The sequence below is a fragment of the Streptomyces sp. RLB3-17 genome (assembly GCF_007113425.2).
In the GTDB taxonomy this organism is placed as follows: Bacteria; Actinomycetota; Actinomycetes; order Streptomycetales; family Streptomycetaceae; genus Streptomyces; species Streptomyces mirabilis_D.
On the sequence record NZ_CP041610.2, the window covers coordinates 3,800,808 to 3,823,630 of the forward strand.

A 22,823-nucleotide genomic window follows, 5' to 3' on the forward strand; every position below is an offset into this window, starting at 1 on the left:
GGTCAACGGTCCGTCCGCCCGGCCGTGACATTTGTCCTGCCGGAGTCCGTACAAGCGCATCTGTCGGGCAGGGGCCGCGGATTCGTACCGTCTCAGGCATGACACAGACAGGTGGGACAGAGCGTGCCGTGTCCTTCACGGGGGCGGTCAAGGCGTTCGGCGCGGTGCGCGCGGTGGACGGGGTGGATCTGGAGATCGGCCGTGGCGAGACGGTGGCGCTGCTGGGGCGCAACGGCGCGGGGAAGTCGACCACGATCTCCCTGCTGCTCGGTCTGAACGAGCCGGACGAGGGGACGGTCGCGCTCTTCGGCGGCCCCCCGGAGGCGGCGGTGCGTGCCGGGCGGGTCGGCGCGATGCTTCAGGAGACCCGGCCGGTGCCCCGCGTGACCGTCCGTGAGCTGGTCTCCTTCGTCGCGGGCCGCTATCCCGCGCCGCTCCCTGTCGCCGACGCGCTGGAGCTCGCGGGGATCGGGGATCTGGCCGGGCGGCGCGTCGACCGGCTCTCCGGCGGGCAGGCGCAGCGGGTGCGGTTCGCGGTGGCGCTCGCCGGGAACCCCGACCTGATCGTGCTCGACGAGCCGACCGCCGCGCTGGACGTGGAGGCGCGGCGCGCGTTCTGGGACTCGATGCGGTCCTACGCGCGGCGTGGTCACACCGTCCTGTTCTCGACGCACTACCTGGAGGAGGCCGACGCGCACGCCGACCGGATCCTCGTCATCGACCACGGCCGGCTCGTCGCCGACGGGACCGGCGAGCAGCTCAAGCGGTCGGTGGGCGGCAACCTGGTCTCCTTCGACCTCGCGGGCCGGGGCACCGAGGGGCTGACCCTGCTGCCCGGTGTGGTGTCGGTGGAGGTGCGCGGGGACCGGGCCCTGCTGCGCACGGACGACTCGGACGCGACGGTGCTCGCGCTGGCCGGGCTCGGCGCGATCCGCGGCCTGGAGGTCGTCCCCGCGTCCCTGGACGACGCGTTCATGGTGCTCACCTCGCATGTTCTGGAGACGGTGTGATGCTGGACTATCTGCGCCTCGAAGTGCGCCGGACGCTGCGTGACGCCGGCTTCGTCATCGGCGGCATCGCGATGCCCGTGATGATGTACCTCCTGTTCACCAACCTCGGTGGCGCCAGTGACGGCGGCTGGAAGACCGGTTCGATGATCGGCATGGCCGCGTACGGGGCGGTGGGCTCGGCCCTGAACACCGGCGGCGGGGTCGCCGAGGACAAGGGGATCGGCTGGCTGCGGCAGCTGCGGGTGACCCCGATGACCCCGCGGGAGGTGGTGCTCGGGCGGACGCTGACCGGCTCGGTGACCGTGCTGCCCGCGATCGCCGCGGTGCTGGCGGCGGGCGGCCTGGTCAACGGCGTACGGCTGGAGGTCTGGCAGTGGGCCGCGGTCGCGGTGCTGCTGTGGCTCGGCTCGATACCCTTCACCCTGCTCGGCCTCGGCAACGGCTACCGGCTCACCGCGCAGACGACCGGCGTCGCGAACATGGTGTGCAATCTGGGGCTCTCGGTGGTCGGCGGTCTATGGTTCCCGCTCACGCTCTTCCCGGGCTGGCTCCGGTCCCTGTCCGGCTTCACCCCCACGAACCGCATCGCCCAGCTCGGCACCTCCGTCGCCGACGGCGACGCACCGGCGCTGGGTGCGGTGGCGGTTCTCACGGCTTGGCTACTGGTCTTCGGTTCGTACGCTGTGGTCTCGTACCGCAGGGCCGCGCGGACCATCTGAAGCGGAACGTCCGAAGGGGGAGCGGGGACATGTCCTGGATACGAGAGGTCACCTGCCAGGTGAAGGGGTGGCGGGCGGCGCGGGCGCGCTGGCGGGCCGACATGGAACGCTTCAAGGCCGAGCAGCGGGCCGCCCGCAGGAGCGGCGGGAAGATGCCCGAGAACCCGGGGCCGCCACCCACCGGCTTCGCGCTGCTGCCGTGGCTGCTGATGGGGATGGGCTCCTTCTCCAACCTCCTCCAGGGCAAGACCGCGAACCCCTGGATCGGCGGCCTGGGTCTGTTCGCCTTCAACTCCCTCTACATCTACGTGACGTTCCGCTCCTTCGTGAAAGAGGCCCGCGAGGCCCGCTCCACCAAGGTGGCCCTCGTCCTGATGGGCCTGGTCACCTGCGGGCTGGCCCTCGGCTACGGCGGCAGCTGGCTGTACTTCTTCCCGCTGCTCGGCCTGGCCACCGGCGCGGTGCTGCGGGGCCCGCGGCTCGGTCAGATCGGTCTCGGCCTGACCGCGCTCGCGGCGGCGGTCTCCTTCTTCCGCGCGGGCTGGGACGCGGTGAACGTCGCCTACGGCACCTTCCTGTCCACCATGGTGACGGCGGCGATCCTCTCCCTCTCCGAGGCCGTACGGGAGCTGCGCGCCGCCCGCGAGGAGCTGGCCCGCCGTGCCGTGGAGAAGGAACGCCTGCGCTTCTCCCGCGACCTGCACGACCTGCTCGGCCACACGCTCTCCGTCATCGTGGTGAAGTCGGAGGCGGCCCGCCGACTGGCCCCGCGCGACCTGGACGCGGCCCTCACGCAGATCACGGACATCGAGTCCGTGGGCCGGCAGGCGCTGACCGAGATCCGCGAGGCGGTGACCGGCTACCGCGAGGGCAGCCTCACCACGGAACTGGACCGGGCCCGCTCCGCCCTGTCCGCGGCGAGCGTCGACCCCGTGGTCCGCCAGTCCGGCGCCCCGCTGACCCCGCAGAGCGAGGCCCTGCTGGGCTGGGTGGTGCGGGAGGCGGTGACGAACGTCGTACGGCACAGCGGCGCGACCCGCTGCGAGATCACCGTCGAGGGCGTACCGGGCGGCCATGTCCGCCTGACCGTCACGGACGACGGCACCGGCACGGGCGCCTCCGCGACCGGTCCCGCCGAGGGCATCGGCGGCACCGGTCTGAAGGGCCTGACGGAACGCCTCGCGGCGGCGGGCGGGTCGCTCACGGCCGGCCCGTCGCCACGCGGCGGCTTCACGGTGACCGCCGAACTTCCGGTGGACGCGGCGGACTTGGCGTCCTCTTCGGTGGCTACGGCGCCCAGGGAGCCGTGACCGCCCAGCTCACGTCGTCCGTCCACGAGGTGGCGCTGTCGAAGGTGTTCGAGCCGCCGTCACTGGCTATGTAGACGTTGTAGTTGTAGTGCCGGAGGTATCTCGTCGGGTAGTTGTACGAAGCGAACGAGGACCCCGTCCCGCTCTTGCCGGTCCCGGCGCAGAACGTGGCGTCCTGTCTGAACTGCGTGGTGCCGACCATGGGTTGTCGGTAGAGCTGGTAGTTGAAGTGCCGCAGGAAGTCGCCCGGGTAGTTGCGTGACTCGAAGGAGTAGCAGGAGCTGTCGGCGAGGCCCCTGCGGACGATCCAGGTGGCGTCGCCCTTGTCGAGCGTCGAACTGCTCGACGTGATGGCCGAGATGACCGCCGCGTTGTTCTGGTGGCGGATGTAGTCGGTCGTGCAGCACGAGGTGGTCGCGCGCAGCGAGATCTCCGACCCGGCCGTCAGCGAGCCGGTGCTGCCGGTCGCACCGCCGTAGCCGACGGAGACGATGTTGGCCTGGACGGAGTCGTCGGCGGCGTCCGTCGGGATGCCCGAGGTCATGACGCCCTCGAAGAAGGACCCGATGGAACCGTTGCTGTTGTCGCCGCCGGTGCCCAGGACGATCGCGCCCTCCTGATGCATGGGCGAGTAACCACTGGTGGTGGGTTCACCCCCGGAATAAGTGGTCGTGAGGCCGCCCGATTGGGCGTTGCCGTATTTCAGCGCGAAATGGTTCTGACCGTTGTTCTTCAGCAAAGCGGTCACGAACGGCATCGATCCGGTGCCGGTGTTCGACGTGTTCTTGCTGTAGCCGGAGTCCGACTGGAACAGGCCGTTCTCCAGGTCGGCCTGCACCCAGGGGCCCTGGCCGTAACAGGGCGAGAACCAGCACTCGGTGCCGAAGTTGATCGCGTCCATGTGGCCGTTGCCGGTGTCCTTGTTGTTGGTCTCGGCGTTGCCGTAGTCGAAGCAGCAGCTGCCGTTGACATGGGTGCCGGAGGTCACCATGTACATCCCCTCGGCCGCCCCGTTGGTGGCCACGCCCGAGGTGGAGTTGTCCCGGTAACCCATGCCGGCCGAGATCTCCAGGCCGTAGACCTGGTGGCCGCCGACGGTCACCGGCAGCGCGTCCGCGGGCGCCCCGACGTCGGCCGCGCCCGCCCCGCCCGCACCCTCGACGGTGAGGTCGTTGTGGCGCGCGGACTGGTCGTAGATCTTGGTGATGACGCAGGTGGTGCCGGAGCAGAAGGAGTCCTGTGCCGCCGCGTTCGCGTACCCGCCGGCCGCCAGGAGACCGATGTTCGCGGTGGCGCTGTCGGAGGCGCGCTGCACCTGGTAGAGCGAGCCGTTGTACGACGAGTAGAGCGCTCTGACGAGGCTGTGCGCGGCGACACAGGGCGTGCCCGCGGCGGCGTAGACGTCACAGGGCAGCGATCCCGCGGCGGTGGCCGCCGGGGTGCCGACGGCGAGCGCGACGACGGCCGCCAGCACCGACAGCACGGCCAGCACGGCGCTTCTCGGGCGCGACGATCTTGGTAACACAATGCACCTCTTCCGTTCCTGGTAGGACAGTGCGGGTACCCGGTCGAAATACCGGACATCGTTCGATCGAAATGCCGAACAATTCCCGGTCGAAATGTCGAACGTTTGCGAATATCGGCTCGGGACAGGATCGGCAAAGGCGATCACGGAATGTCGAGGCGATTGTTTGCCCGGAGTCAAGGGCCGTCAAGACGCGCGGAGTCGAACCATGGAGAGTTTTTAGTTTCCGGCGAAGTGCGCACCACGACGGGTCACGCGCCTTCCCCCGCCTTACGCTTGGCCCCGTGAACGAGATGCCCCGGGACCACCGGCCCACGAAGTCCGTGCGTGTCCTGCTTGCCGAGGATCAGGGAATGATGCGCGGCGCGCTCGCCCTGTTGCTGGGGATGGAGCCGGACATCGAGGTCGTCGCCCAGCTCGCGGCGGGCGACGCCATCGTGGACGCGGCGCTGACCCACCGCCCGGACGTGGCCCTGCTGGACATCGAGCTGCCCGGGATGAGCGGTCTGGACGCCGCCGCCGTACTGCGCGAACAGGCGCCGGACTGCCGCGTGTTGATCCTCACCACCTTCGGCCGGCCCGGGTATCTGCGGCGCGCGATGGAGGCGGGCGCCGCCGGTTTCCTGGTCAAGGACGGCCCCGTGGAGGACCTGGCCGAGGCGATCCGGCGGGTGCTGACCGGCGAGACGGTCATCGACCCGGCGCTCGCCGCCGCCGCGTTGAGCGCCGGACCCAATCCGCTCACCGCCCGTGAGTGCGACGTCCTGAAGGCCTCGGTGGACGGCGCCACCGTCGCCGACATCGCCTCCAAGCTCCATCTCTCCGAGTCGACCGTCCGCAACTACCTCTCCTCCGCGATCGGCAAGACGAGCACCCGCAACCGCATGGAGGCGATGCGGGAGGCCCGCCAACAGGGCTGGCTCTGACCGCCGACCGCCGGCCGCCCGCCGCACCGCGCGCCAGGGCCCTACTTCGTCACCGCCGCCGCCTTGTAGGTCCTTCCCTCCGGTCCCAGGCAGACGAACCAGTCGGACCGGGAACCGTCCGCCGGGCGGATCGCATCCTCGAAGTCCCCGACGATGCCCGTGCCCGGGGAGGGCCTCGACGCCTCGGTCGTCGAGCCGTCGTCCCAGGTGCAGGTGACCTCCTGGGCGGTGGTGGCGACCTGACCGACCACGAGCCGCTGGTCGGTCCTGCTCGTCGCCGTCCCACTGGTGTCCAGCGGCATCGCGCCGGACGTGAGGTCCGTGCCCGCCATGGTGTCGCCCTTCTCGAACGCTCCCAGCAACTTGATCGACGCCTTGCCGTCCAAGGTCAGGCGGACGAAGTACGAGCTCTTGCCGATGAGCTCGGAAGCGTCGCGCACGTTCACCCACGGCTTGCCGAGCCCGGACCCGGTCATCGCGTCCAGTTGACCCTGCGCCTCCGCCTTGTTCCGGGGCGCTCCCCAGACGTCGATGACGACCTTCCACTTCTTGCCGTGCTCGGTTCCCCTGGCCAGGTCGCTGCGCTGCGGCTCGTACACATGCCGTTCGTCGCCCGCCGGCGGCCGTGTCGCCGCCGGCGCGACCTTCTGCGCGTCGCCGCCCGTCACCCCGGCCAGCGCCAGCGTCCCCGTCGAACCGGCGATCACCAGCGCCGCCGCTGCCGCCAGTGCCCAGCGGCGGGCCTTGCGGCGGCGGCCACCGCGGACCACCGCCTGGTAGGGGGCTATGCCGATCTCCGCCTCGTCCGCGGCGTCGGCCAGCAGGAAGGCGATGTCCCTGTGTGTCATGTCGTGGTTCGTCTCCCGGTCCGCGCTCATCACTTCCGCCCTCCGTGCGTCACCATGTCCGCCAGGCCCGGTATGGCGCGCAGCTTCGCGATCCCCTTCGCCGCGTTGCTCTTCACCGCGCCCACCGAACAACCCATCGCCTCCGCCGCCTGGCTCTCGCTCAGGTCCTCCCAGTACCGCAGGACCACCGCCTCGCGCTGGCGCGGCGGCAGTTGGACGAGCGCCGTCAGCAGGGCGCTGCGGTCGTCGGCCTGGGCGATCCGGTCACCTTGGTCGGGCAGTTCGTGCGTGAGCCCCGAGTCGTCCTTCGGCGCCAGGAACTCCTTGAGCCTTCTGCGGTGTTTGCGGGCATGCGCGTTGATCATCACGCGCCGTACGTAGGCCTCCGGGTCGTCGGCCGCGCCGACCCTGCGCCAGGCCACATAGACCTGCTCCAGCGTCGTCTGGACCAGGTCCTCGGCGGCGTGCTGCTCCCCCGTAAGGAGAAATGCCGTACGCATCAACCGCGGCCAGCGGCCGATGACAAAGCGCTGGAACTCCTCGTCCCGAGCCTGCTTCCGATCCCCCATGGGCACCTCCTAGATGTACAAAGGAGTCCACGAGGACCGGATTTCGTTGCCCCGACCGCAGGAGATCTTCGGCGGCCTCAGCGAGCGGAGATCTTCGAGGGCAGCCACAGCAGCATCAGCACCGCCCCGCCGAGCAGTACGTACCCGCCCGTACGGAAGGCCAGCGCGTATCCCGCCGTCAGTGCCTGCGCCGACGCGCCGCTCCCCGTACGCGAGGCCGCGATGGTCGACATGACGGCGAGTCCGAGTGAACCGCCCATCGTGCGGGAGGTGTTGACCAGCCCGGACACCAGACCGGCGTCCCCCGGCGCCGCGCCCGAGGTCGCGAGCGAGGCGAGCGGGGTGGCGGCCAGCCCCGCGCCCGCCATCATCAGGATCCCGGGGAACATGATCGCCGTCAGGTAGGAGCCGTCGGCCGTCATCGTCGACTGCCAGCCGAAGCCCGCCGCGGCGACCAGCGACCCGATGACGGCGACGTTGCGCGCCCCGACCACCGGCATGAGCCGCGGTGCGAGTTTCGAGCCGAGGACCACCGCCAGTGAGCTCGGCACCAGCGCGAGCCCGGCGCCCAGCGGCGAGTAGCCGAGCACGTTCTGCGCGTACAGCGTCATGAAGAACCACATGCAGAACATCGCGGAGCCGCACACGAACATGGCCGCGTTCGCCGACGCCACCGCCCGCACACCGAGCAGGCGCAGCGGCATCAGCGGCACCCGCGTCCGCGCCTCGACCAGGAGGAACAGGCCGATCAGCGCGAGCCCGGCACACAGCGGTACGAGGGTCGCGGCCGCCGCCCACCCCTCCGCCTCGGTCTGCACGATCCCGTACGCGAGGGTCGCGAGCCCCGCCGTCACCAGCAGCGCGCCCGGCAGGTCGAGCCGCCGCCCGTCCCCGGCCCGGCTCTCCACGAGCCACCGTGCGGCGCCCGCCAGCACCACCGCGCCGACCGGCACGTTGATCAGCAGCACCCACCGCCACGACAGCCCGTCCACCAGCAGCCCGCCGACCAGACCACCGGCCGCCCCGCCCCCGGCGCCGACCGCCGTCCAGGTCGCGATGGCCCGCGCGCGGGCGGCGCCCTCCGGGACCGCCGAGGTGAGGATCGTCAGCGTCGAGGGCGCGAGCACCGCCGCTCCGAGCCCCTGCGCGGCCCGCGCGACCAGCAACTGCCAGCCCGCCTGGGCGAGCCCGCCGCCCAGCGAGGCCACCGTGAACAGCGCGAGCCCCACCAGGAACATCCGCTTGCGCCCGTAGAGGTCACCGGCCCGCCCGCCGAGCAGCATGAACCCGGCGAAGGCGATCGCGTACGCGTTGACCACCCACTGCAGCCCCGGCGCGCTCAGCCCCAGGTCGGTCCGCATGGACGGCAGCGCCACGTTCACGACGGACACGTCGAGCACCACGAGGAACTGTCCGGCGCAGGCGAGCGCCACCACCAGCCAGGTGGGCGGCGCGACGCGAGCTGATATTCGGGTGTCTTCCGCGGCTCGAAGCATGAGTGTCATGCTCTCAACCGCCCTACGGTCCTTGCATCGGGATTTCGCCGCACTCGCCCTGGGCCACAGGTCCTAGGGCCACCCGTGCACCCGACACCGAGGCGGCCTCGAACATCGCGGCAGCCCGAACATCGCGGCAGCCTCGAGCGGACCCTTGGTGATCAGCCCGCCGCCCGTAGCAGCGTGACCACCGCCGCCCCGCCCAGCCCGATGTTGTGGGCGAGCCCGACCCGTGCGCCCGACACCTGCCGGAGCCCCGCCTCGCCCCTCAACTGCCATACCAGCTCGGCCACTTGGGCGATCCCGGTCGCCCCCAGCGGATGTCCCTTGGAGATCAGCCCGCCGGACGGGTTCACGACCCACCGCCCGCCGTACGTCGTGGCCCCCGACTCGACGAGCTCGCCGGACTCCCCCTCCTCGCACATCCCGAGCGCCTCGTAGGTCAGCAGCTCGTTGATGGAGAAGCAGTCGTGCAGTTCCACGACGTCCACGTCGTCGATGCCGAGTCCCGACCGCTCGTACACCTGGCGCGCGGCCTCCCGCGACATCGGCTGTCCGACGACGTCGACGCAGGAGCCGGACGCGAAGGACTCCTCGGTGTCGGTGGTCATGGCCTGCGCGACGATCTCGACGGCCTGGCGCGCCGGCTCGTGCCGCTCCAGGAACCGTTCGGACACGACGACCGCGGCGGCGGCCCCGTCCGAGGTGGGCGAGCACTGGAGTTTCGTCAGCGGCCGGTGCACGACCCGGGCGGCGAGGATCTCGTCGACCCCGTACACGTCCTGGAACTGGGCGTAGGGATTGTTCGCCGAGTGGCGGTGGTTCTTGGCGCCGACGGCGGCGAGCTGTGCCTCGGTGGTGCCGTACTTCTCCATGTGCTCGCGCGCCGCGTCGCCGAAGATCTGCGCGGTGGGCGGGGACATCTCGAAGCCGTGCCGGGCGGCCATGACGCCGTAGTGGCGGGCCACCGGAGACGTCGAGAAGTCTCCCCCGTCCGCACCGCCCCCCAGCGCCCCGCGCTTCATCTTCTCGAAGCCCAGCGCGAGCACACAGTCCGCGACCCCGCCCTCGACGAACTGCCGGGCCAGCATCAGCGCGCTCGATCCGGTGGCGCAGTTGTTGTTGACGTTGTAGACGGGGACGCCGGTCAGGCCGAGTTCGTACGCGGCGCGCTGGCCGGCGGTCGAGGGCTGGAAGCAGTAGCCGACAGGAACCTGTTCCACCTCGGCGTACGCGATCCCGGCGTCCGCGAGCGCGGCACTCCCCGCCTCTCGTGCCATGTCCCAATACTGCCAATCACGGGTCTCGGGCTTCTCGAACCTGGTCATCCCGACCCCGGCGACGTAGGCCTTCATGGCGCGCCAGACTAGAACACGTTTCACTTGGCCGCCAGGTCTGATGCCGGGTCAGTTCCTCATGGGAAGGTCAAGATTTTGTTAGTACGCCGAAGCATCGGAATAGTTGCCCAGGCGCACCGGGTTCCTGATGCACGTATCCCGCACGCAATCCCGCGCGGTCCCGCACGGAGTCCCGCACGGACGTCCACCGCTCCTCCCCTCCTTCCTCCCTCTCTCTTTTGGCCTGGAGGCCTCACGCAATGACGCACACGACGACCGACCAGCCCACCCGGAGGCCCGGCGGCGCGATCGTGCCGGTGCTGGCCTTCGCGGGCATCGTTGTCGCGGTGATGCAGACCCTGCTCGTTCCGGTCATCAAGGACCTGCCGGAGCTGCTGGGCACCGCACCCAGCAACGCCACCTGGGTGATGACCTCGACGCTGCTCGCGGGAGCCGTGGCCACACCGATCATGGGTCGGCTCGGTGACCTCTACGGCAAGCGGCGGATGCTGCTCGCGAGCCTGTCCGTGATGGTCGTCGGCTCGCTCATAGCCGGTTTCACCAGCACACTGCTGGTGATGATCGTCGGCCGCGCCCTGCAGGGCTTCGCCATGGGCGCGATCCCGCTCGGCATCGGCCTGATGCGCGACATGCTGCCCCGCGAGAAGCTCGGCGAGGCGATGGCCCTCATGAGCTCCTCCATCGGCGTCGGCGGCGGACTCGCGCTGCCGGTCGCGGCCCTGGTCGCGCAGCACGCCGACTGGCACGCCCTCTTCTTCCTCGCCGCCGGTCTCGGCGCCGTCGCGATCGTCCTGACCCTCGTCGCCGTACCGGAGTCCCCGATGCGCGCCGAGGGCACCTTCGACGGACTGGGCGCGGCGGGCCTGTCCGCGGGCCTCGTCCTCTTCCTGCTGCCGATCACCAAGGGCAGCGACTGGGGCTGGACCTCGACCACCACGCTCGGCCTGTTCGCCGCGTCGGCCGTCGTCCTGCTCCTGTGGGGCGTGATGGAACTGCGCGTGAAGGCGCCGCTGGTCGACCTGCGCACCACCGCCCGCCGCTCGGTGCTCTTCACCAACCTCGCCTCGATCATGGTCGGCGTCTCCTTCTACGTCGTCTCGCTCGTCCTGCCGCAGCTGCTCCAGCTGCCGAAGGCCACCGGCTACGGCCTCGGCCAGTCGATGGTGGTCGCGGGTCTGTGCGTGGCGCCGCTCGGCCTGACGATGATGTTCACCGCGCCGGTCTACGCCCGGATCTCCGCCAAGTACGGCCCCAAGGTCACCCTGATCCTCGGCATGCTGATCATCGCGATCGGCTACGGCGCCGGCCTCGGTCTGATGAGCGCCGCCTGGCAGACCATCGTGATCTCGGTGGTCCTGGGCGCGGGCATCGGCCTCGCCTACTCCTCGCTGCCCGCGCTGATCGTCGGCTCCGTCCCGGCCTCGGAGACGGGCGCGGCCAACGGCCTCAACACCCTGATGCGCTCGATCGGCACGTCGGTCTCCAGCGCCGTCATCGGCATGGTCCTGGCCAACACCGCGAACAACGTCGGGGGCCTCGAGGTCCCCACCATGCACGGCTTCCGGGTCTCCTTCCTGATCGCCACCGGGGCGGTCGCCATCGGTCTGCTCTTCGCCCTGCTGCTGCCGGGCCGCCGCCCGGCGACCAAGCCGCAGCTGCGCGCGAGCAGCGAGGAGGACGCGGCCCTGGAACGCGCCCAGGAGGTGCTCCGCGGCTTCCGCGGCCGGGTGCTGGACGCCGACGGCGGCACGGTCGCCCGTGCCAAGGTCACCCTGATCGACCGCCGCGGTCGCCAGGCGGGCGCCACGCTCTCCGAGGCGGACGGCAGCTATGTGCTCGCCGTGCCCGCCGAGGGCGCGTACGTCCTCGCCGCCAGGGCACCGGGCCACGGCCCGCTCGCCTCCTCGGCGACCCACTCCGGCGACGACCGCCCCGTCGAGCTGGACCTCGCGCTGCCGAGCGAGACCGTCCCGGCCCAGGCCTGACCCGAACGGCAGACCCTGGGGCCCGGCCCCACCGCACCACACCCCCGTCCCCGCCGCGGCGGGGGTGTGGTGCACCATGGGGCGCTCACAGGCACGTACGCGCGGACCCGCACAGGCAGACGTGCGACGCTGCCGTTCGCACCCGATGGAGGACTCCCGATGCAGGACCCCACGCCCGCGGCACCCAAGCCGGAGATCCTGGCCGCCTTCGAGGCCGCGAAGGGGTTCATGCCGCTCCGTGAGGGGCTCGCGGTGTACGAGGCCGCCCTCGATGCGGGCCGGCTCGGACTGCCCCTGCTGGAGGTCGGCACGTACTGCGGGCGCTCCACGATCCTGCTCGCGGACGCGGCGCGCGCGGCCGGGGTGACGGCGATCACCGTCGACCACCACCGGGGCAGCGAGGAGCAGCAGCCCGGGTGGGAGTACCACGACCCGGCCACGGTCGACCCCGAGATCGGCCGGATGGACACCCTTCCCACCTTCCGCCGCACCCTCCACAAGGCGGGTCTGGAGGACCAGGTGGTCGCGATGGTCGGCCGTTCACCGCAGATCGCCGCCTTCTGGCGCACGCCCCTCGGTCTCGTCTTCATCGACGGCGGCCACACGGACGAGCACGCCTCCGGCGACTACGAGGGCTGGGCGCCGCACGTCGCCGAGGGCGGCCTGCTCCTCATCCACGACGTGTTCCCCGACCCGGCCGACGAGTTCACCGGCCAGGCCCCCTACCGCGTCTACCTCCGGGCCCTGGAGTCCGGCGCGTTCACCGAGGTCTCGGCGACCGACTCACTGCGCGTCCTGCGGCGAACGGGAGCGGGGATCTGAGAGCGCGGTTAGAGTCGCTGACGTGTCGTACGTAGGTCCTGACTTCGATCCTCCCGGCCCCCGCCGCTCCCGGCGTGGGCCGATGACGGTGGCGGTCGCCGCGCTGGTGCCGGGTGCGCTGGTGGGGTGGCTGGTGTGGCAGGCGGTGGGTGACTCGGGCGGCGGGGGCAGTACGTCCGCCACGTCGACGACCTCCTCGGGCGCACCCGGGGCTTCCTCCGCGGCACCCGGATCCGCCTCCGCCGCGGCGCGGACACCGAGCGCGTCCGGGACGGACGACGGGAAGCCGCCGAGCTCGACCTTCTCCGGCCCCGCCACTCCCGCGGCCTCGGACCTGCCCGCCGCCGCGGGGCCCCTCAAGGGCAAGGTCGTCGTCATCGACCCGGGCCACAACCCCGGCAACTTCCAGCACTCGGCCGACATCAACCGCAAGGTGAACATCGGCACCAACTGGAAGGAGTGCGACACGACCGGCACGTCGACCAACGCGGGTTACACGGAAGCCCGGTTCACGCTCGACGTCGCCCGCCGGCTGCGTACGCTCCTGCAACAGGAGGGCGCCACGGTGAAGTTCACCCAGGACGGCGACCGTTCCTGGGGCCCGTGCGTCGACGAGCGGGCCCGCCTCGGCAACGACGCGCACGCCGACGCGGTCGTCTCCATCCACGCGGACGGCTCCGCGGCCGGCAACCGCGGCTTCCACGTCATCCTTCCCGCGTCCGTCCACTCCGGCGGCGCCGACACCCGTGCGATCGTCGCCCCCTCCCGCGATCTCGGCGAGCGCATCGCGGGCAACTTCGTCCGCGACACCGGCAGCGCGCCCTCCAACTACGTCGGCGGCGGCACCGGACTCGACGTCCGCAGTGATCTCGGCGGTCTCAATCTGTCAACGGTTCCCAAGGTGTTCATCGAGTGCGGCAACATGCGCGATAGCAAGGACGCTGCGTTGCTGACCAGTGGCGCATGGCGGCAGAAGGCGGCACGTGGGATCTCTGAGGGAATCGTGAGTTTCCTGCGCGGGTAGTGATCGGCGGATCGAACCCGACGGACACCCTGATCGGACGGGCGATAGTGTCGTCCCTACGATGAGGGGCCACCCCCGCGCTTCACACCAGGGCCTTACGGCGACATGGTGTCAGCGACGCCTCCACCGACGACGAGACGACTGACGAAGGACCTGAAGTGAATATCCGCTCCCTCACTCGAGGCGACGGCGTGGTGATCGGAGCAGCGGTATTGCTGTTCATCGCGTCGTTCCTCGACATTTTTTCGATCGACGGGGCCTCTAGCGGTGCCAGCATCCCCAGCGCCTGGTCGAGCGGACCGCTGCTGCTGGGCGTGGTCCTGGCCGGCCTCATCGGGGCCGCGCTGGTCGTCGTCTCCCACGGCCTGCCGCAGGTGCCCAAGATCGTCGGACTCGACCTCGGCCAGTTCGGCGTCGCCTTCACGGTCTTCGCCGCGTGGAGCGCGCTCGGGAACGTCTTCGACCCGATGGGCGGCGTCGACAACGTCGGCAGCGCCTCGGACGCGGGCGTCAGCGCCGGCACCGGCCTCATCCTCGCGTTCATCGCGACGCTGATCATGGCCGCCGGCGCCATCGCCACCCCGCTCGTCCCGGCCCTGCAGGCCGCGCTCGTCCCCGCCCCCAAGCCCGCCGCGCCCCAGCCCTACGGCGCCCAGCCGCCCGGGGGCTACGGCTACCCCGGTGCCCAGCAGCCGGGTCAGGCCTTCGGCGGTCAGCCGCAGCAGGCGCAGGCGTTCGGCGGTCAGCCCAGCCAGCCGCAGCAGGCGCCGACCCCGCAACCGCAGCCGCCCGCCGGTGACTTCTCGCCGTTCTGGTTCGCCGTACCGGTGCCGCGTCCGCTGTTCGCGGAGGACGGTTCGCAGACGCCGATCGCCGAACTCGCGCCGGGTACCTGGTACCTGGCCGTGGAGCAGCGCGGCGCGAATCTGGTGGCGCAGACGCAGGACGGCCGTCGCGGCGTGCTGCAGGACACCTCCGGGATCCAGCGCGGCTGACCCGCCTCGTCCGCTCCCGTACGGCCTCCGACGGCCCCTCGTCCTTCCGGGCGGGGGGCCGTTGCCGTACAGTCGCCTGGCCCGCACGTGACTGACGTCCCGTCAGAACCAAACACCTGGAGGGTTCATGCGGCTCGGCCTCGCACTCGGCTACTGGGGGCGCGGCCCCTCCGCGGACCATCTGCCGCTCGCCCAGGAGGCGGAGCGGCTCGGCTATCACTCCGTGTGGACCGCCGAGTCCTGGGGCTCGGACGTCTTCACCCCGCTGACCTGGATCGCCGCGCACACGACCCGTATCCGGCTCGGCACGGCCGTCGCGCAGATGGCCGCCCGCTCCCCCACCACCACCGCGATGCACGCGCTCACCCTCGACCACCTCTCGGGCGGGCGCATGATGCTCGGCCTCGGGCTGTCGGGGCCACAGGTCGTGGAGGGCTGGTACGGGCGTCCGTTCCCGAAGTCGCCGCTGACCGCGACGCGGGAGTACGTCGACGTCGTACGCCAGGTCCTCCGGCGCGAAGGGCCCGTCGAGCTCGACGGCCGCTTCCACCAGCACCCCTACCGGGGCGAGGACGGCACCGGGCTCGGCAAGCCGCTGAAGCCGATCACGCATCCGCTCCGCGCCGACCTGCCGATCCTGCTCGGCGCCGAGGGACCGAAGAACATCGCGCAGACGACCCGGATCGCGGACGGCTGGCTGCCGCTGTACTGGTCGCCGACCCGCCCAGGGGCCTACGAGGCCGCGCTGAGCGATCTCCCCGCCGACTTCCTCGTCGCCCCCATGGCCCACGTCCGCGTCTGCGACGACGTCGCCAAAGGGCTGCTGCCCGTGAAGGCGATGCTCGGCTTCTACATCGGCGGGATGGGGCACGCGGCGCGCAACTTCCACGCCGATCTGATGGCACGGATGGGGTACGAGGAGGAGGCCCGGCTCATCCAGGAGCTGTTCCTCGCCGGACGCCGCCAGGAAGCGGTGCTCGCCGTCCCGGACGCGTTCGCCGACGAGATCTCCCTCGTCGGACCGCGAGAACGCATCGCCGAGCGGCTGGAGTTGTGGCGCAAGGGCCCGGTGACGGACCTGCTGGTCCTGTCACCGGACCCTCACACGCTACGGGTCCTCGCCGAGCTCAACTCCTAGCCCCGGCACGGTCCTCGCCGAGCTCAACTCCCAGGGGCGGCACGGCGGGCGGGGCTCAGCCGCCGGACAGCTGCGAGGCCGACGGCACCTTGTCGGTGACCGGGGCGCCCGCGCTCTTGCCCGCGTCCTTCACCTTGTTGATGATGTCGTCGAAGGCACCCGCGGTCGCGTCCGTCGAGTCGCCCTTGCGGAGCTTGGACGGCAGGTTCTTGAGGGAGTCGATGCCGGCGCTGAGCGGGGCGAGAGCCTTGGAGAGAGTGGGGTCGCCCTCGGCGTTCCTCTTCGCGGCCTTGAGCCGGTTGTACGCGAACGTGCCGGCCAGGGCCGCCTTGATCAGGGCGGTCCTGCGGCCCTTGGCGCCCTTCTTGAACTTGCCGGCCTTCCAGGGCTTCACGATCCACTGGTAGGTGGCTCCTGCGGCCAGGCCCGCGTTCGCCACGAAGCGGGTCTTGGAGAGCTTCTGTTTCTCCACGGTGCTGCTGCTGGACGGGGTGGCGGCCGCCACGACGGCGGCGGTGTCCTTGGTGGCGCTGCTGCCACTGCCGCAGGCCGTGGCGCCGGCGAGCAGGGCGCAACAGACGGTGAGCGCCACGACGAGGCGCCGTATCGGTACGGGCACGGGGTCCTCCGGGGAAGGGAACGGTTCTCCCGGTTTCCGGGAGACACGGCTCTTCCAGCAGGCTCACCCGAACACGGCCGCTGCGCCACTCGAGCGAGGCGTTCGGGTTCCGTCCCCCACGGGTTTCATCCACGCATACGCGGCAACCCGGAGGTCATGTCCCCTCGATATCGCAACGGTTCCAACCAAGCGGGCACGGTCATCGCGATCGTCGCCGACGTGATGGCCGTCATCCTCGGCCTGTGGATCCTGATGTACCTCCTGGACGCGAACCGGGCCAACGACCTGGTCCAGTTCGTCCACAACGTGGCGAGCTGGCTGGCCGGCTGGTCCCGCGACCTGTTCACCTTCGACAAGGCGTGGGCACGCGTGGTCGCGGGTTACGGCCTGGCCGCCGTCGTGTACCTCTTCATCGGCCACGCCATCGCCAACCGCATGCACCGCCACTGAGCCGCCCCCGCCGGGCTGCCGACAGGCCCTAGGTGTTCTGTCCACGGAGGTTGGTGACAGGTTTCACGGTGGGGTGATCTTGAACGAGTGAGGGCCTTCCGGGTTCGGTGTGGATTGCGACGTCTACACCGACCGAAAGGCCCTCGTGCTCCACCGTAATGCACCCCTGACCGAGACCGGACGCCTGCGTCTGGCCCGCTGCGTCGTAGAGGACGGCTGGACGCTGCGCCGGGCCGCCGAACGCTTCCAGGTCTCACCCACGACGGCTCAGCGATGGGCCGGCCGCTACCGCGAACTCGGCGAGGCAGGCATGGCCGACCGGTCCTCGCGCCCACACCGCAGCCCGCGCCGGACCCCGACCCGCACCGAACGCCGGATCATCAAGGTCCGCGTGCTGCGCCGCTGGGGACCGGCCCGCATCGCCTACCTCCTGGGCCTGAACCCGGCCACCGTCCACCGCGTCCTGACCCGCTACCGCCTGGCCCGGCTCACGCACCTGGACCGGGCCACCGGCCGGGTGATCCGCCGCTACGAGCGCGACCGCCCGGGCGAGCTGGTGCACGTCGACATCAAGAAGCTCGGCAACATCCCCGACGGCGGCGGACACAAGACCCTCGGACGCCAGGCGGGCCGCAAGACCCGCTCCGGCGCCGGCTACAGCTACCTCCACAACGCCGTCGACGACCACTCCCGCCTCGCCTACAGCGAGATCCTCACCGACGAGAAGAAGGAGACCGCCGTCGCCTTCTGGACCCGCGCCCACGCCTTCTTCACCCAGGCCGGGATCACCGTCGAACGCGTCCTGACCGACAACGGCTCCTGCTACAAATCGCACCTCTGGCGCAACTCCCTTGCAGAGTCGGGGATTTCACACAAACGCACCCGCCCCTACCGGCCCCAGACCAACGGGAAAGTGGAGAGGTTCAACCGAACCCTCCTCGACGAATGGGCCTACGCACAGCCCTACCGGAGCGAAGCCGAGCGACGCGAGGCATACCCCGTCTGGCTCCACACCTACAATCACCACCGCGGACACACCGCGCTCAAGGGCCAACCACCCGCCAGCCGCGTCCCCAACCTCACAGGTCAGTACACCTAGGGCCTGTCCGGCCGATCATGCCGCAGAGGCGTCGTTACTTTCCTCCGACCTGATCCGCCGGACAGGCCCTAGCAGCACTCCGCGTCGAGGCCCAGCGGCAGGCGCTCGCCGCCGAAGACCGCGCAGGTCGGCTCGTCGCCGCCGAGCGCGGCGACGGCGAGGAGCAGCGAACCCGCCGTCCAGCTGGTGAGTTCCTCGGGCCAGATCGTCCGGGCGTCGAAGACGTAGCCCGTCCAGTAGAGGCCCGTCTTCGGGTCGCGCAGGTGCTGGATGGACTGGAGGATCTCCAGGGCACGGTCCGACTCGCCCACGGCCCACAGCGCCAGGGCGAGTTCGGCCGACTCACCGCCGGTCACCCACGGGTTGGGCACCACACAGCGCACGCCGAGCCCCGGGACCACGAACCGGTCCCAGCCCTCCGCTATCCGGGCCTCGGCCTCGGCGCCGGTCAACGCGCCACCGAGCACCGGGTAGTACCAGTCCATCGAGTAGCGGCCCTTGTCGAGGAACCGCTCGGGGTGCCTGCGGATCGCGTGCCGCAGCGCGCCGACCGCCAGCTCCCAGTCGGGTTGCGGCTCTTCACGCTGCTCGGCGATGGCGAGCGCGCAGCGCAGCGCGTGGTGGATGGACGAACTCCCGGTCAGCAGGCCGTCCTCGACCGCCGTGCCGTCGTCCTCGCGCTTCCAGCCGATCTGCCCGCCTGGCTGCTGGAGGCGCAGCACGAACTCCACGGCCGCGTAGACCGCGGGCCACATCCGGTCGAGGAAGGCGTCGTCGCCGGTGGCGAGGTAGTGGTGCCAGACGCCGACCGCGATGTAGGCGCAGAAGTTGGTCTCCCGGCCGCGGTCGGTGACGTCGTCCGCGTCCCCGTCTGCGTAGGCCGCGTACCAGGAGCCGTCCTGGTTCTGGTGCCGGGCCAGCCACTCGTACGCCCGCTCGGCCGCCTCGTGCTCCCCCGCCGCGTCCAGTGCCATGGCCGCCTCGGTGTGGTCCCACGGGTCGAGGTGGTGTCCGCGGAACCACGGTATGGCGCCGTCGGGTCGCTGCACCCCGAGGACGGCCCGCACCGTGGCGGCGGCCTCCTCCGCGGTGAGGACCCCGGGCAGGACGAGGTGTTCTGTCCGGGGCGTGCGTGGAGTCGTCACGAAGCGTCCACCGCGGCGGAGTCGAGGGGCAGGTGGGGCTTGGTCGCGTACGCCACGAAGCTCTTGCCGATCAGCGGGTTCAGCGCGTTCTCGGCGACGCGGGTGGCCAGGGGCTTCTTCATGATGTCCCAGACCAGCAGCTTGTGGTACGCCCGCACGGGCAGCGCCTTGTCGTTGTCGACGCCGAACGCGCACTTCAGCCACCAGTAGGGGCTGTGCAGGGCGTGGGCGTGATGGGTGCCGTACGGCTTGAGCCCGGCCTCCTTCATCTTGCCCAGCAGTTCGTCCGCCTTGTAGATGCGGATGTGGCCGCCCTCGACCTCGTGGTACGCGTCGGACAGGGTCCAGCAGACCTTCTCCGGTCCGTAGCGCGGCACGGTGATCGCTATGCGCCCGCCCGGCTTCAGCACGCGCACCATCTCGGCGAGGACGCCCTTGTCGTCCGGGATGTGCTCCATGACCTCGGAGATGATCACGACGTCGAAGGACGCGTCGGGGAAGGGCAGCGCGAGCGCGTCGCCCTCCATCGCGGTCGCGGTGGCGCCGACCGGGGCCTCGCCGGCCTCCTTCATCGCCGCGAACCACTTGGCGACCTCGCGGATCTCCTCGCCGTTCTGGTCCAGCGCGACGACCTGGGCGCCGCGCCGGTAGCACTCGAACGCGTGCCGGCCGGCACCGCATCCGAGGTCCAGTACGCGGTCGCCCGGGGCGAGCGGGAACCGGGAGAAGTCGACGGTCAGCACGTGGCCCTGCTTTCACGATCGGAGGTGGGAGTGACGCCCGTCGCCGGGCCGAAATCTACGGGGCCGGGGGTCCCTGCGGGGGCGGAAACAGCGCCCACACCGACCGTGGCGACGGCTGCCGGGGCGGGGTCGTCCGGCGCGACGGCGGACGCCTGCGCGGCCGGGACCGCTGCGGCAGCTGCCGGTGCGGTGACCTTTGGCGCGACGGCCCCCTGCGCAGGAGCGCCGGACAGGGCGGCGCCCGGCGCGATGGCCGTCGGCGCGACGGGGGTCCCCCCGCGCGAGCGGAGCCGAGCGTGGGAGAGGGCCATCGCCTCGCGGTAGTGGGCCACCGTGCCCTCGGCGGCGCGGGCCCAGGTGAAGCGGTCCAGTACCCGCGCGCGTCCGGCGGAGCCGAGCCGCAGCCCGAGTTCGGGATCGCCCAGCACCCGGCTCAGCGCGGCGGCCAGCGCCCCCGAGTCGCCGGGCGGAACCGCGAGGCAGGTCTCGCCGTCGGGTCCGGCGACCTCCGGGATCGCCCCGCCGGTGGTGGCCACCAGCGGCGTCCCCGTGGCCATCGCCTCGGCGGCGGGCAGGGAGAACCCCTCGTACAGGGACGGCACGCAGGCGACCTCGGCGGACCGTACGAGGTCGACGAGCTCCGCGTCCGAGATGCCCTTGACGAACTCGACGGCGCGCTCGAGGCCGTACCGCTCTATGGCCTGGGCGACCGGCCCGTCCTCGGCGCGTTTGCCGACGACGACGAGATGCGCGCCGGGGTGCTCGGTGCGCACCTTGGCGAGCGCCTCGACGAGGTGGATGAGCCCCTTGAGGGGCACGTCCGCGCTGGACGTGGTGACGATCCGGCCCGGCACCTGCGGCACGGACGGATCGGGCGAGAAGAGGTCGGTGTCCGCGCCGATGTGCACGACGTGGACACGGTCCCGGGCGACGCCCAGGTGGTCGACGATCTCCTGCTGCGAGCTGCCGGAGACGGTGAGCACGGACGGCAGACGGCGCGCGACACGCTTCTGCATGCGCGTGAAGGCGTACCAGCGGCGTACGGACGCGCGGCGCCGGCGCCCCTCGGCGGCGTCGAGCTCCAACTGGCGGTCGACGGTGATGGGGTGGTGGATGGTGGTGACCAGCGGCGCGCCGACGTCCCCCAGCAGCCCGTACCCGAGCGTCTGGTTGTCGTGCACGACGTCGAAGTCCCCGCGCCGGGCGCGCAGATGGCGGCGGGCGCGCAGGGAGAAGGTCAGGGGTTCGGGGAAGCCGCCGGTCCACATCGTGCCGACCTCGACCGCGTCGATCCAGTCGCGGAACTCCTCGCGCCTCGGGGTGCGAAAGGGGTCCGGCTGGCGGTACAGGTCGAGGCTGGGCAGTTCCGTGAGGGTGAGATTGCGGCCGAGCTCGGGGAGGTTCTCGTCCAGCACGGGATACGGCTGGGATCCGATGACCTCGACCCGGTGGCCCAGACGGGCCAGTTCGCGCGAGAGGTGCCGTACGTACACGCCCTGACCGCCGCAGAACGGGTTCCCCTTGTACGTGAGGAGCGCGATGCGCAACGGTCCGTCACCGTTGGTGGCCGCGCCCGCTCCGGGGCCCGCCTCCATGGCCTCAGCGGTCACTTACGGCCCCCTTCTCCCTGCACATTCCCGCGAGATTACGCCGGGACGCTAATCTAGAACAAGTTTCAGACTTGATCGTTCGAGGAGCACTGAATCTACCGGCAGGTAGCGTCTCTGTGAGCAGTGGATCAGGTGATCCGCGCCACGACGGAAGCGTCGGGACGGATGACATGACGGATGTGTTCTGACCCACGGAAGTGTCTGCCATGCTGTCTCGTCGCTCCTCCAGCTGAACCACGGAACGGGACCCATGCCTGCGGAAGTCAAGGTGGAAGCCAAGTCCGCGCGACCCGCCGCGCAGCCGGCCTCTCCCCCGCTCACCGAGCGGCAGGAGGCACGCCGCCGCCGGATCCTGCACGCGAGCGCGCAGTTGGCCAGCCGGGGCGGCTTCGACGCGGTGCAGATGCGCGAGGTCGCGGAGTCCTCGCAGGTCGCCCTCGGCACGCTGTACCGCTACTTCCCCTCGAAGGTGCATCTGCTGGTCGCCACCATGCAGGACCAGTTGGAGCACATGCACGGCACCCTCCGCAAGAAGCCGCCGGCCGGGGACACGGCGGCGGAGCGGGTGGCGGAGACGCTGATGCGGGCCTTCCGCGCCCTGCAGCGCGAGCCGCACCTCGCCGACGCCATGGTCCGCGCGCTGACCTTCGCGGACCGCAGTGTGAGCCCCGAGGTCGACCAGGTGTCCCGGCAGACCACGGTGATCATCCTGGACGCGATGGGGCTGGACGACCCGAGCCCCGCGCAGCTCTCCGCGGTCCGGGTCATCGAGCACACCTGGCACTCGGCCCTGATCACCTGGCTCTCCGGCCGTGCCTCCATCGCCCAGGTCAAGATCGACATCGAGACGGTGTGCCGCTTGATCGACCTGACGGAGCCGACGGAGCCGACCGAGAGGCGCTAGGCATGGCGTCGGTGCGCGAAGGCACGTGAAAACCTACGAGACGGGTTCCCTTCGCCGGCATGGTCCGGATCAGGTGATGGAGGTCGCCTTCCGGTCCGACTACTACCTTCAGGCCTCTCAGCCCGACCGTCGACGTCGGCCCCGGCGGAAGTTGCTGCCTCTCGCCAAAGTCGGCTACTCCGGTTGAACTCCCTCACTCGCCTCGTAGGCCACTACCAGGATAGAACGCCTACAGCGGAATGAACCCACCCAAAGAGGGACTTTTTTCAGGATCGCGCCCGACCTCTCCCGCCCTCAGTCCTCCGGTGGAAACACCGGCTCCCCGCTGCCCAGCAGTGTGATCATGATGGCCTCCACCGGACAGCTCTCCGCCGCCTCGAGGATCTTCTCGTTGGCGTCGGTCTCGGCCTCGGCCGGATGCGACTGCATGGCGGTGTCGAGCCGGAAGGCCTCCGGGGCGCGGTGGACGCACTGGGCGGAGCCGATGCAGACGGAGCGGTCGACCTCGACCCCCCAGCGGTCGCCCAT

General features: G+C 71.0%; 22 protein-coding genes and 1 riboswitch. Of the genes, 12 read left to right on the top strand and 10 right to left on the bottom strand.

Annotated elements, in window-relative coordinates:
• Nucleotides 1-98 precede the first annotated feature (98 nt).
• The 3 genes from FNV62_RS17590 to FNV62_RS17600 are packed head-to-tail and all read left to right on the top strand — an operon-like array spanning nt 99 to nt 3,039.
• Nucleotides 99-1,010: an ABC transporter ATP-binding protein gene (locus FNV62_RS17590; protein WP_144315379.1), complete on the top strand. Its 912-nt coding sequence runs from the start codon at nt 99-101 to the stop codon at nt 1,008-1,010.
• Nucleotides 1,010-1,729 carry an ABC transporter permease gene (locus FNV62_RS17595; RefSeq protein WP_144315380.1) on the top strand — a complete coding sequence of 240 codons (720 nt, stop codon included), beginning with the start codon at nt 1,010-1,012 and terminating at the stop codon, nt 1,727-1,729. The genes FNV62_RS17590 and FNV62_RS17595 overlap by 1 nt, the downstream gene beginning before the upstream one ends.
• Before the next feature lie 29 nt (nt 1,730-1,758).
• Entirely contained in the window at nt 1,759-3,039 is a 1,281-nt protein-coding gene (locus FNV62_RS17600) for a sensor histidine kinase (RefSeq protein ID WP_144315381.1), read from the top strand.
• Here FNV62_RS17600 and FNV62_RS17605 read toward each other — a convergent pair.
• The gene (locus FNV62_RS17605; RefSeq protein ID WP_225900278.1) at nt 3,017-4,531 is read right to left on the bottom strand and encodes an alpha-L-arabinofuranosidase B; all 1,515 of its coding nucleotides are present in this window, start codon (nt 4,529-4,531) and stop codon (nt 3,017-3,019) included. The two genes, FNV62_RS17600 and FNV62_RS17605, sit on opposite strands and share 23 nt — an antisense overlap.
• A gap of 326 nt (nt 4,532-4,857) precedes the next feature.
• On the opposite strand from FNV62_RS17605, the gene FNV62_RS17610 reads away from it, so the two are divergent.
• Nucleotides 4,858-5,490 carry a response regulator transcription factor gene (locus tag FNV62_RS17610; RefSeq protein WP_143611170.1) on the top strand — a complete coding sequence of 211 codons (633 nt, stop codon included), beginning with the start codon at nt 4,858-4,860 and terminating at the stop codon, nt 5,488-5,490.
• A 41-nt stretch (nt 5,491-5,531) separates the two neighbouring features.
• Here the strand turns inward: FNV62_RS17610 and FNV62_RS17615 are convergent, their stop codons facing one another.
• From FNV62_RS17615 to FNV62_RS17630, 4 genes are all read right to left on the bottom strand, one after another.
• The gene (locus FNV62_RS17615) at nt 5,532-6,368 is read right to left on the bottom strand and encodes a hypothetical protein (protein WP_179858152.1); all 837 of its coding nucleotides are present in this window, start codon (nt 6,366-6,368) and stop codon (nt 5,532-5,534) included.
• Nucleotides 6,368-6,907 (bottom strand): SigE family RNA polymerase sigma factor, encoded by a 540-nt coding sequence (locus FNV62_RS17620; protein ID WP_054230928.1) that lies wholly within the window; start codon nt 6,905-6,907, stop codon nt 6,368-6,370. Before FNV62_RS17620 ends, FNV62_RS17615 begins: the two co-directional genes overlap by 1 nt.
• A gap of 77 nt (nt 6,908-6,984) precedes the next feature.
• Entirely contained in the window at nt 6,985-8,412 is a 1,428-nt protein-coding gene (locus FNV62_RS17625; protein ID WP_143601474.1) for an MFS transporter, read from the bottom strand.
• 152 nt (nt 8,413-8,564) lie between these two features.
• Nucleotides 8,565-9,758 carry a lipid-transfer protein gene (locus tag FNV62_RS17630; protein WP_144315382.1) on the bottom strand — a complete coding sequence of 398 codons (1,194 nt, stop codon included), beginning with the start codon at nt 9,756-9,758 and terminating at the stop codon, nt 8,565-8,567.
• A gap of 242 nt (nt 9,759-10,000) precedes the next feature.
• Here FNV62_RS17630 and FNV62_RS17635 point away from each other — a divergent pair, with 242 nt between their 5' ends.
• From FNV62_RS17635 to FNV62_RS17655, 5 genes are all read left to right on the top strand, one after another.
• On the top strand, nt 10,001-11,746 hold the full coding sequence (locus FNV62_RS17635; protein ID WP_144315383.1) for an MFS transporter: 1,746 nt from the start codon (nt 10,001-10,003) through the stop codon (nt 11,744-11,746).
• 159 nt (nt 11,747-11,905) lie between these two features.
• Nucleotides 11,906-12,568, top strand: coding sequence for a class I SAM-dependent methyltransferase (locus FNV62_RS17640; protein WP_054230931.1), 663 nt, complete (start codon nt 11,906-11,908; stop codon nt 12,566-12,568).
• A 22-nt stretch (nt 12,569-12,590) separates the two neighbouring features.
• Nucleotides 12,591-13,592, top strand: coding sequence for an N-acetylmuramoyl-L-alanine amidase (locus tag FNV62_RS17645; RefSeq protein ID WP_143613216.1), 1,002 nt, complete (start codon nt 12,591-12,593; stop codon nt 13,590-13,592).
• A 158-nt stretch (nt 13,593-13,750) separates the two neighbouring features.
• A complete protein-coding gene (locus FNV62_RS17650) occupies nt 13,751-14,587 on the top strand; it encodes a hypothetical protein (RefSeq protein ID WP_054230933.1) in 837 nt (278 codons plus the stop codon).
• A gap of 127 nt (nt 14,588-14,714) precedes the next feature.
• Entirely contained in the window at nt 14,715-15,725 is a 1,011-nt protein-coding gene (locus tag FNV62_RS17655; protein WP_097284471.1) for an LLM class F420-dependent oxidoreductase, read from the top strand.
• Between the two features lie 55 nt (nt 15,726-15,780).
• Here the strand turns inward: FNV62_RS17655 and FNV62_RS17660 are convergent, their stop codons facing one another.
• Nucleotides 15,781-16,344 carry a hypothetical protein gene (locus FNV62_RS17660; protein WP_054230935.1) on the bottom strand — a complete coding sequence of 188 codons (564 nt, stop codon included), beginning with the start codon at nt 16,342-16,344 and terminating at the stop codon, nt 15,781-15,783.
• Between the two features lie 156 nt (nt 16,345-16,500).
• Here FNV62_RS17660 and FNV62_RS17665 point away from each other — a divergent pair, with 156 nt between their 5' ends.
• Entirely contained in the window at nt 16,501-16,794 is a 294-nt protein-coding gene (locus FNV62_RS17665) for a hypothetical protein (RefSeq protein ID WP_054230936.1), read from the top strand.
• 145 nt (nt 16,795-16,939) lie between these two features.
• Nucleotides 16,940-17,893 carry an IS481 family transposase gene (locus FNV62_RS17670; protein WP_144314686.1) on the top strand — a complete coding sequence of 318 codons (954 nt, stop codon included), beginning with the start codon at nt 16,940-16,942 and terminating at the stop codon, nt 17,891-17,893.
• A 68-nt stretch (nt 17,894-17,961) separates the two neighbouring features.
• On the opposite strand, the gene FNV62_RS17675 is transcribed toward FNV62_RS17670, so the two are convergent.
• Genes FNV62_RS17675 through FNV62_RS17685 form a run of 3 tightly spaced genes read right to left on the bottom strand, consistent with a single transcriptional unit; the run spans nt 17,962 to nt 21,391 of the window.
• Nucleotides 17,962-19,038, bottom strand: coding sequence for a prenyltransferase (locus FNV62_RS17675; protein ID WP_060902002.1), 1,077 nt, complete (start codon nt 19,036-19,038; stop codon nt 17,962-17,964).
• Nucleotides 19,035-19,781, bottom strand: a complete 747-nt coding sequence (locus FNV62_RS17680; protein WP_054230938.1) for a class I SAM-dependent methyltransferase — start codon at nt 19,779-19,781, stop codon at nt 19,035-19,037. Before FNV62_RS17680 ends, FNV62_RS17675 begins: the two co-directional genes overlap by 4 nt.
• The gene (locus tag FNV62_RS17685) at nt 19,775-21,391 is read right to left on the bottom strand and encodes a glycosyltransferase family 4 protein (protein ID WP_164657630.1); all 1,617 of its coding nucleotides are present in this window, start codon (nt 21,389-21,391) and stop codon (nt 19,775-19,777) included. The genes FNV62_RS17680 and FNV62_RS17685 overlap by 7 nt, the downstream gene beginning before the upstream one ends.
• A 250-nt stretch (nt 21,392-21,641) precedes the next feature.
• Here FNV62_RS17685 and FNV62_RS17690 point away from each other — a divergent pair, with 250 nt between their 5' ends.
• A complete protein-coding gene (locus FNV62_RS17690; RefSeq protein WP_054230940.1) occupies nt 21,642-22,295 on the top strand; it encodes a TetR family transcriptional regulator in 654 nt (217 codons plus the stop codon).
• Nucleotides 22,296-22,324: 29 nt separating this feature from the next.
• Nucleotides 22,325-22,500, bottom strand: a riboswitch (TPP riboswitch).
• An 89-nt stretch (nt 22,501-22,589) separates the two neighbouring features.
• Here the strand turns inward: FNV62_RS17690 and FNV62_RS17695 are convergent.
• The gene (locus tag FNV62_RS17695) at nt 22,590-22,823 is read right to left on the bottom strand and encodes a ferredoxin (protein ID WP_054230941.1); all 234 of its coding nucleotides are present in this window, start codon (nt 22,821-22,823) and stop codon (nt 22,590-22,592) included.

Excerpts from the sequence above, each read along its gene's own strand:
- FNV62_RS17665 (WP_054230936.1), top strand. The coding sequence starts at position 16,501 with ATGTCCCCTCGATATCGCAACGGTTCCAACCAAGCGGGCACGGTCATC.
- FNV62_RS17630 (WP_144315382.1), bottom strand. The coding sequence starts at position 9,758 with ATGAAGGCCTACGTCGCCGGGGTCGGGATGACCAGGTTCGAGAAGCCC.
- FNV62_RS17625 (WP_143601474.1), bottom strand. The coding sequence starts at position 8,412 with ATGACACTCATGCTTCGAGCCGCGGAAGACACCCGAATATCAGCTCGC.
- FNV62_RS17590 (WP_144315379.1), top strand. The coding sequence starts at position 99 with ATGACACAGACAGGTGGGACAGAGCGTGCCGTGTCCTTCACGGGGGCG.
- FNV62_RS17640 (WP_054230931.1), top strand. The coding sequence starts at position 11,906 with ATGCAGGACCCCACGCCCGCGGCACCCAAGCCGGAGATCCTGGCCGCC.
- FNV62_RS17635 (WP_144315383.1), top strand. The coding sequence starts at position 10,001 with ATGACGCACACGACGACCGACCAGCCCACCCGGAGGCCCGGCGGCGCG.
- FNV62_RS17655 (WP_097284471.1), top strand. The coding sequence starts at position 14,715 with ATGCGGCTCGGCCTCGCACTCGGCTACTGGGGGCGCGGCCCCTCCGCG.
- FNV62_RS17600 (WP_144315381.1), top strand. The coding sequence starts at position 1,759 with ATGTCCTGGATACGAGAGGTCACCTGCCAGGTGAAGGGGTGGCGGGCG.
- FNV62_RS17615 (WP_179858152.1), bottom strand. The coding sequence starts at position 6,368 with ATGAGCGCGGACCGGGAGACGAACCACGACATGACACACAGGGACATC.
- FNV62_RS17610 (WP_143611170.1), top strand. The coding sequence starts at position 4,858 with ATGCCCCGGGACCACCGGCCCACGAAGTCCGTGCGTGTCCTGCTTGCC.
- FNV62_RS17690 (WP_054230940.1), top strand. The coding sequence starts at position 21,642 with ATGCCTGCGGAAGTCAAGGTGGAAGCCAAGTCCGCGCGACCCGCCGCG.
- FNV62_RS17595 (WP_144315380.1), top strand. The coding sequence starts at position 1,010 with ATGCTGGACTATCTGCGCCTCGAAGTGCGCCGGACGCTGCGTGACGCC.
- FNV62_RS17695 (WP_054230941.1), bottom strand. The coding sequence starts at position 22,823 with ATGGGCGACCGCTGGGGGGTCGAGGTCGACCGCTCCGTCTGCATCGGC.
- FNV62_RS17620 (WP_054230928.1), bottom strand. The coding sequence starts at position 6,907 with ATGGGGGATCGGAAGCAGGCTCGGGACGAGGAGTTCCAGCGCTTTGTC.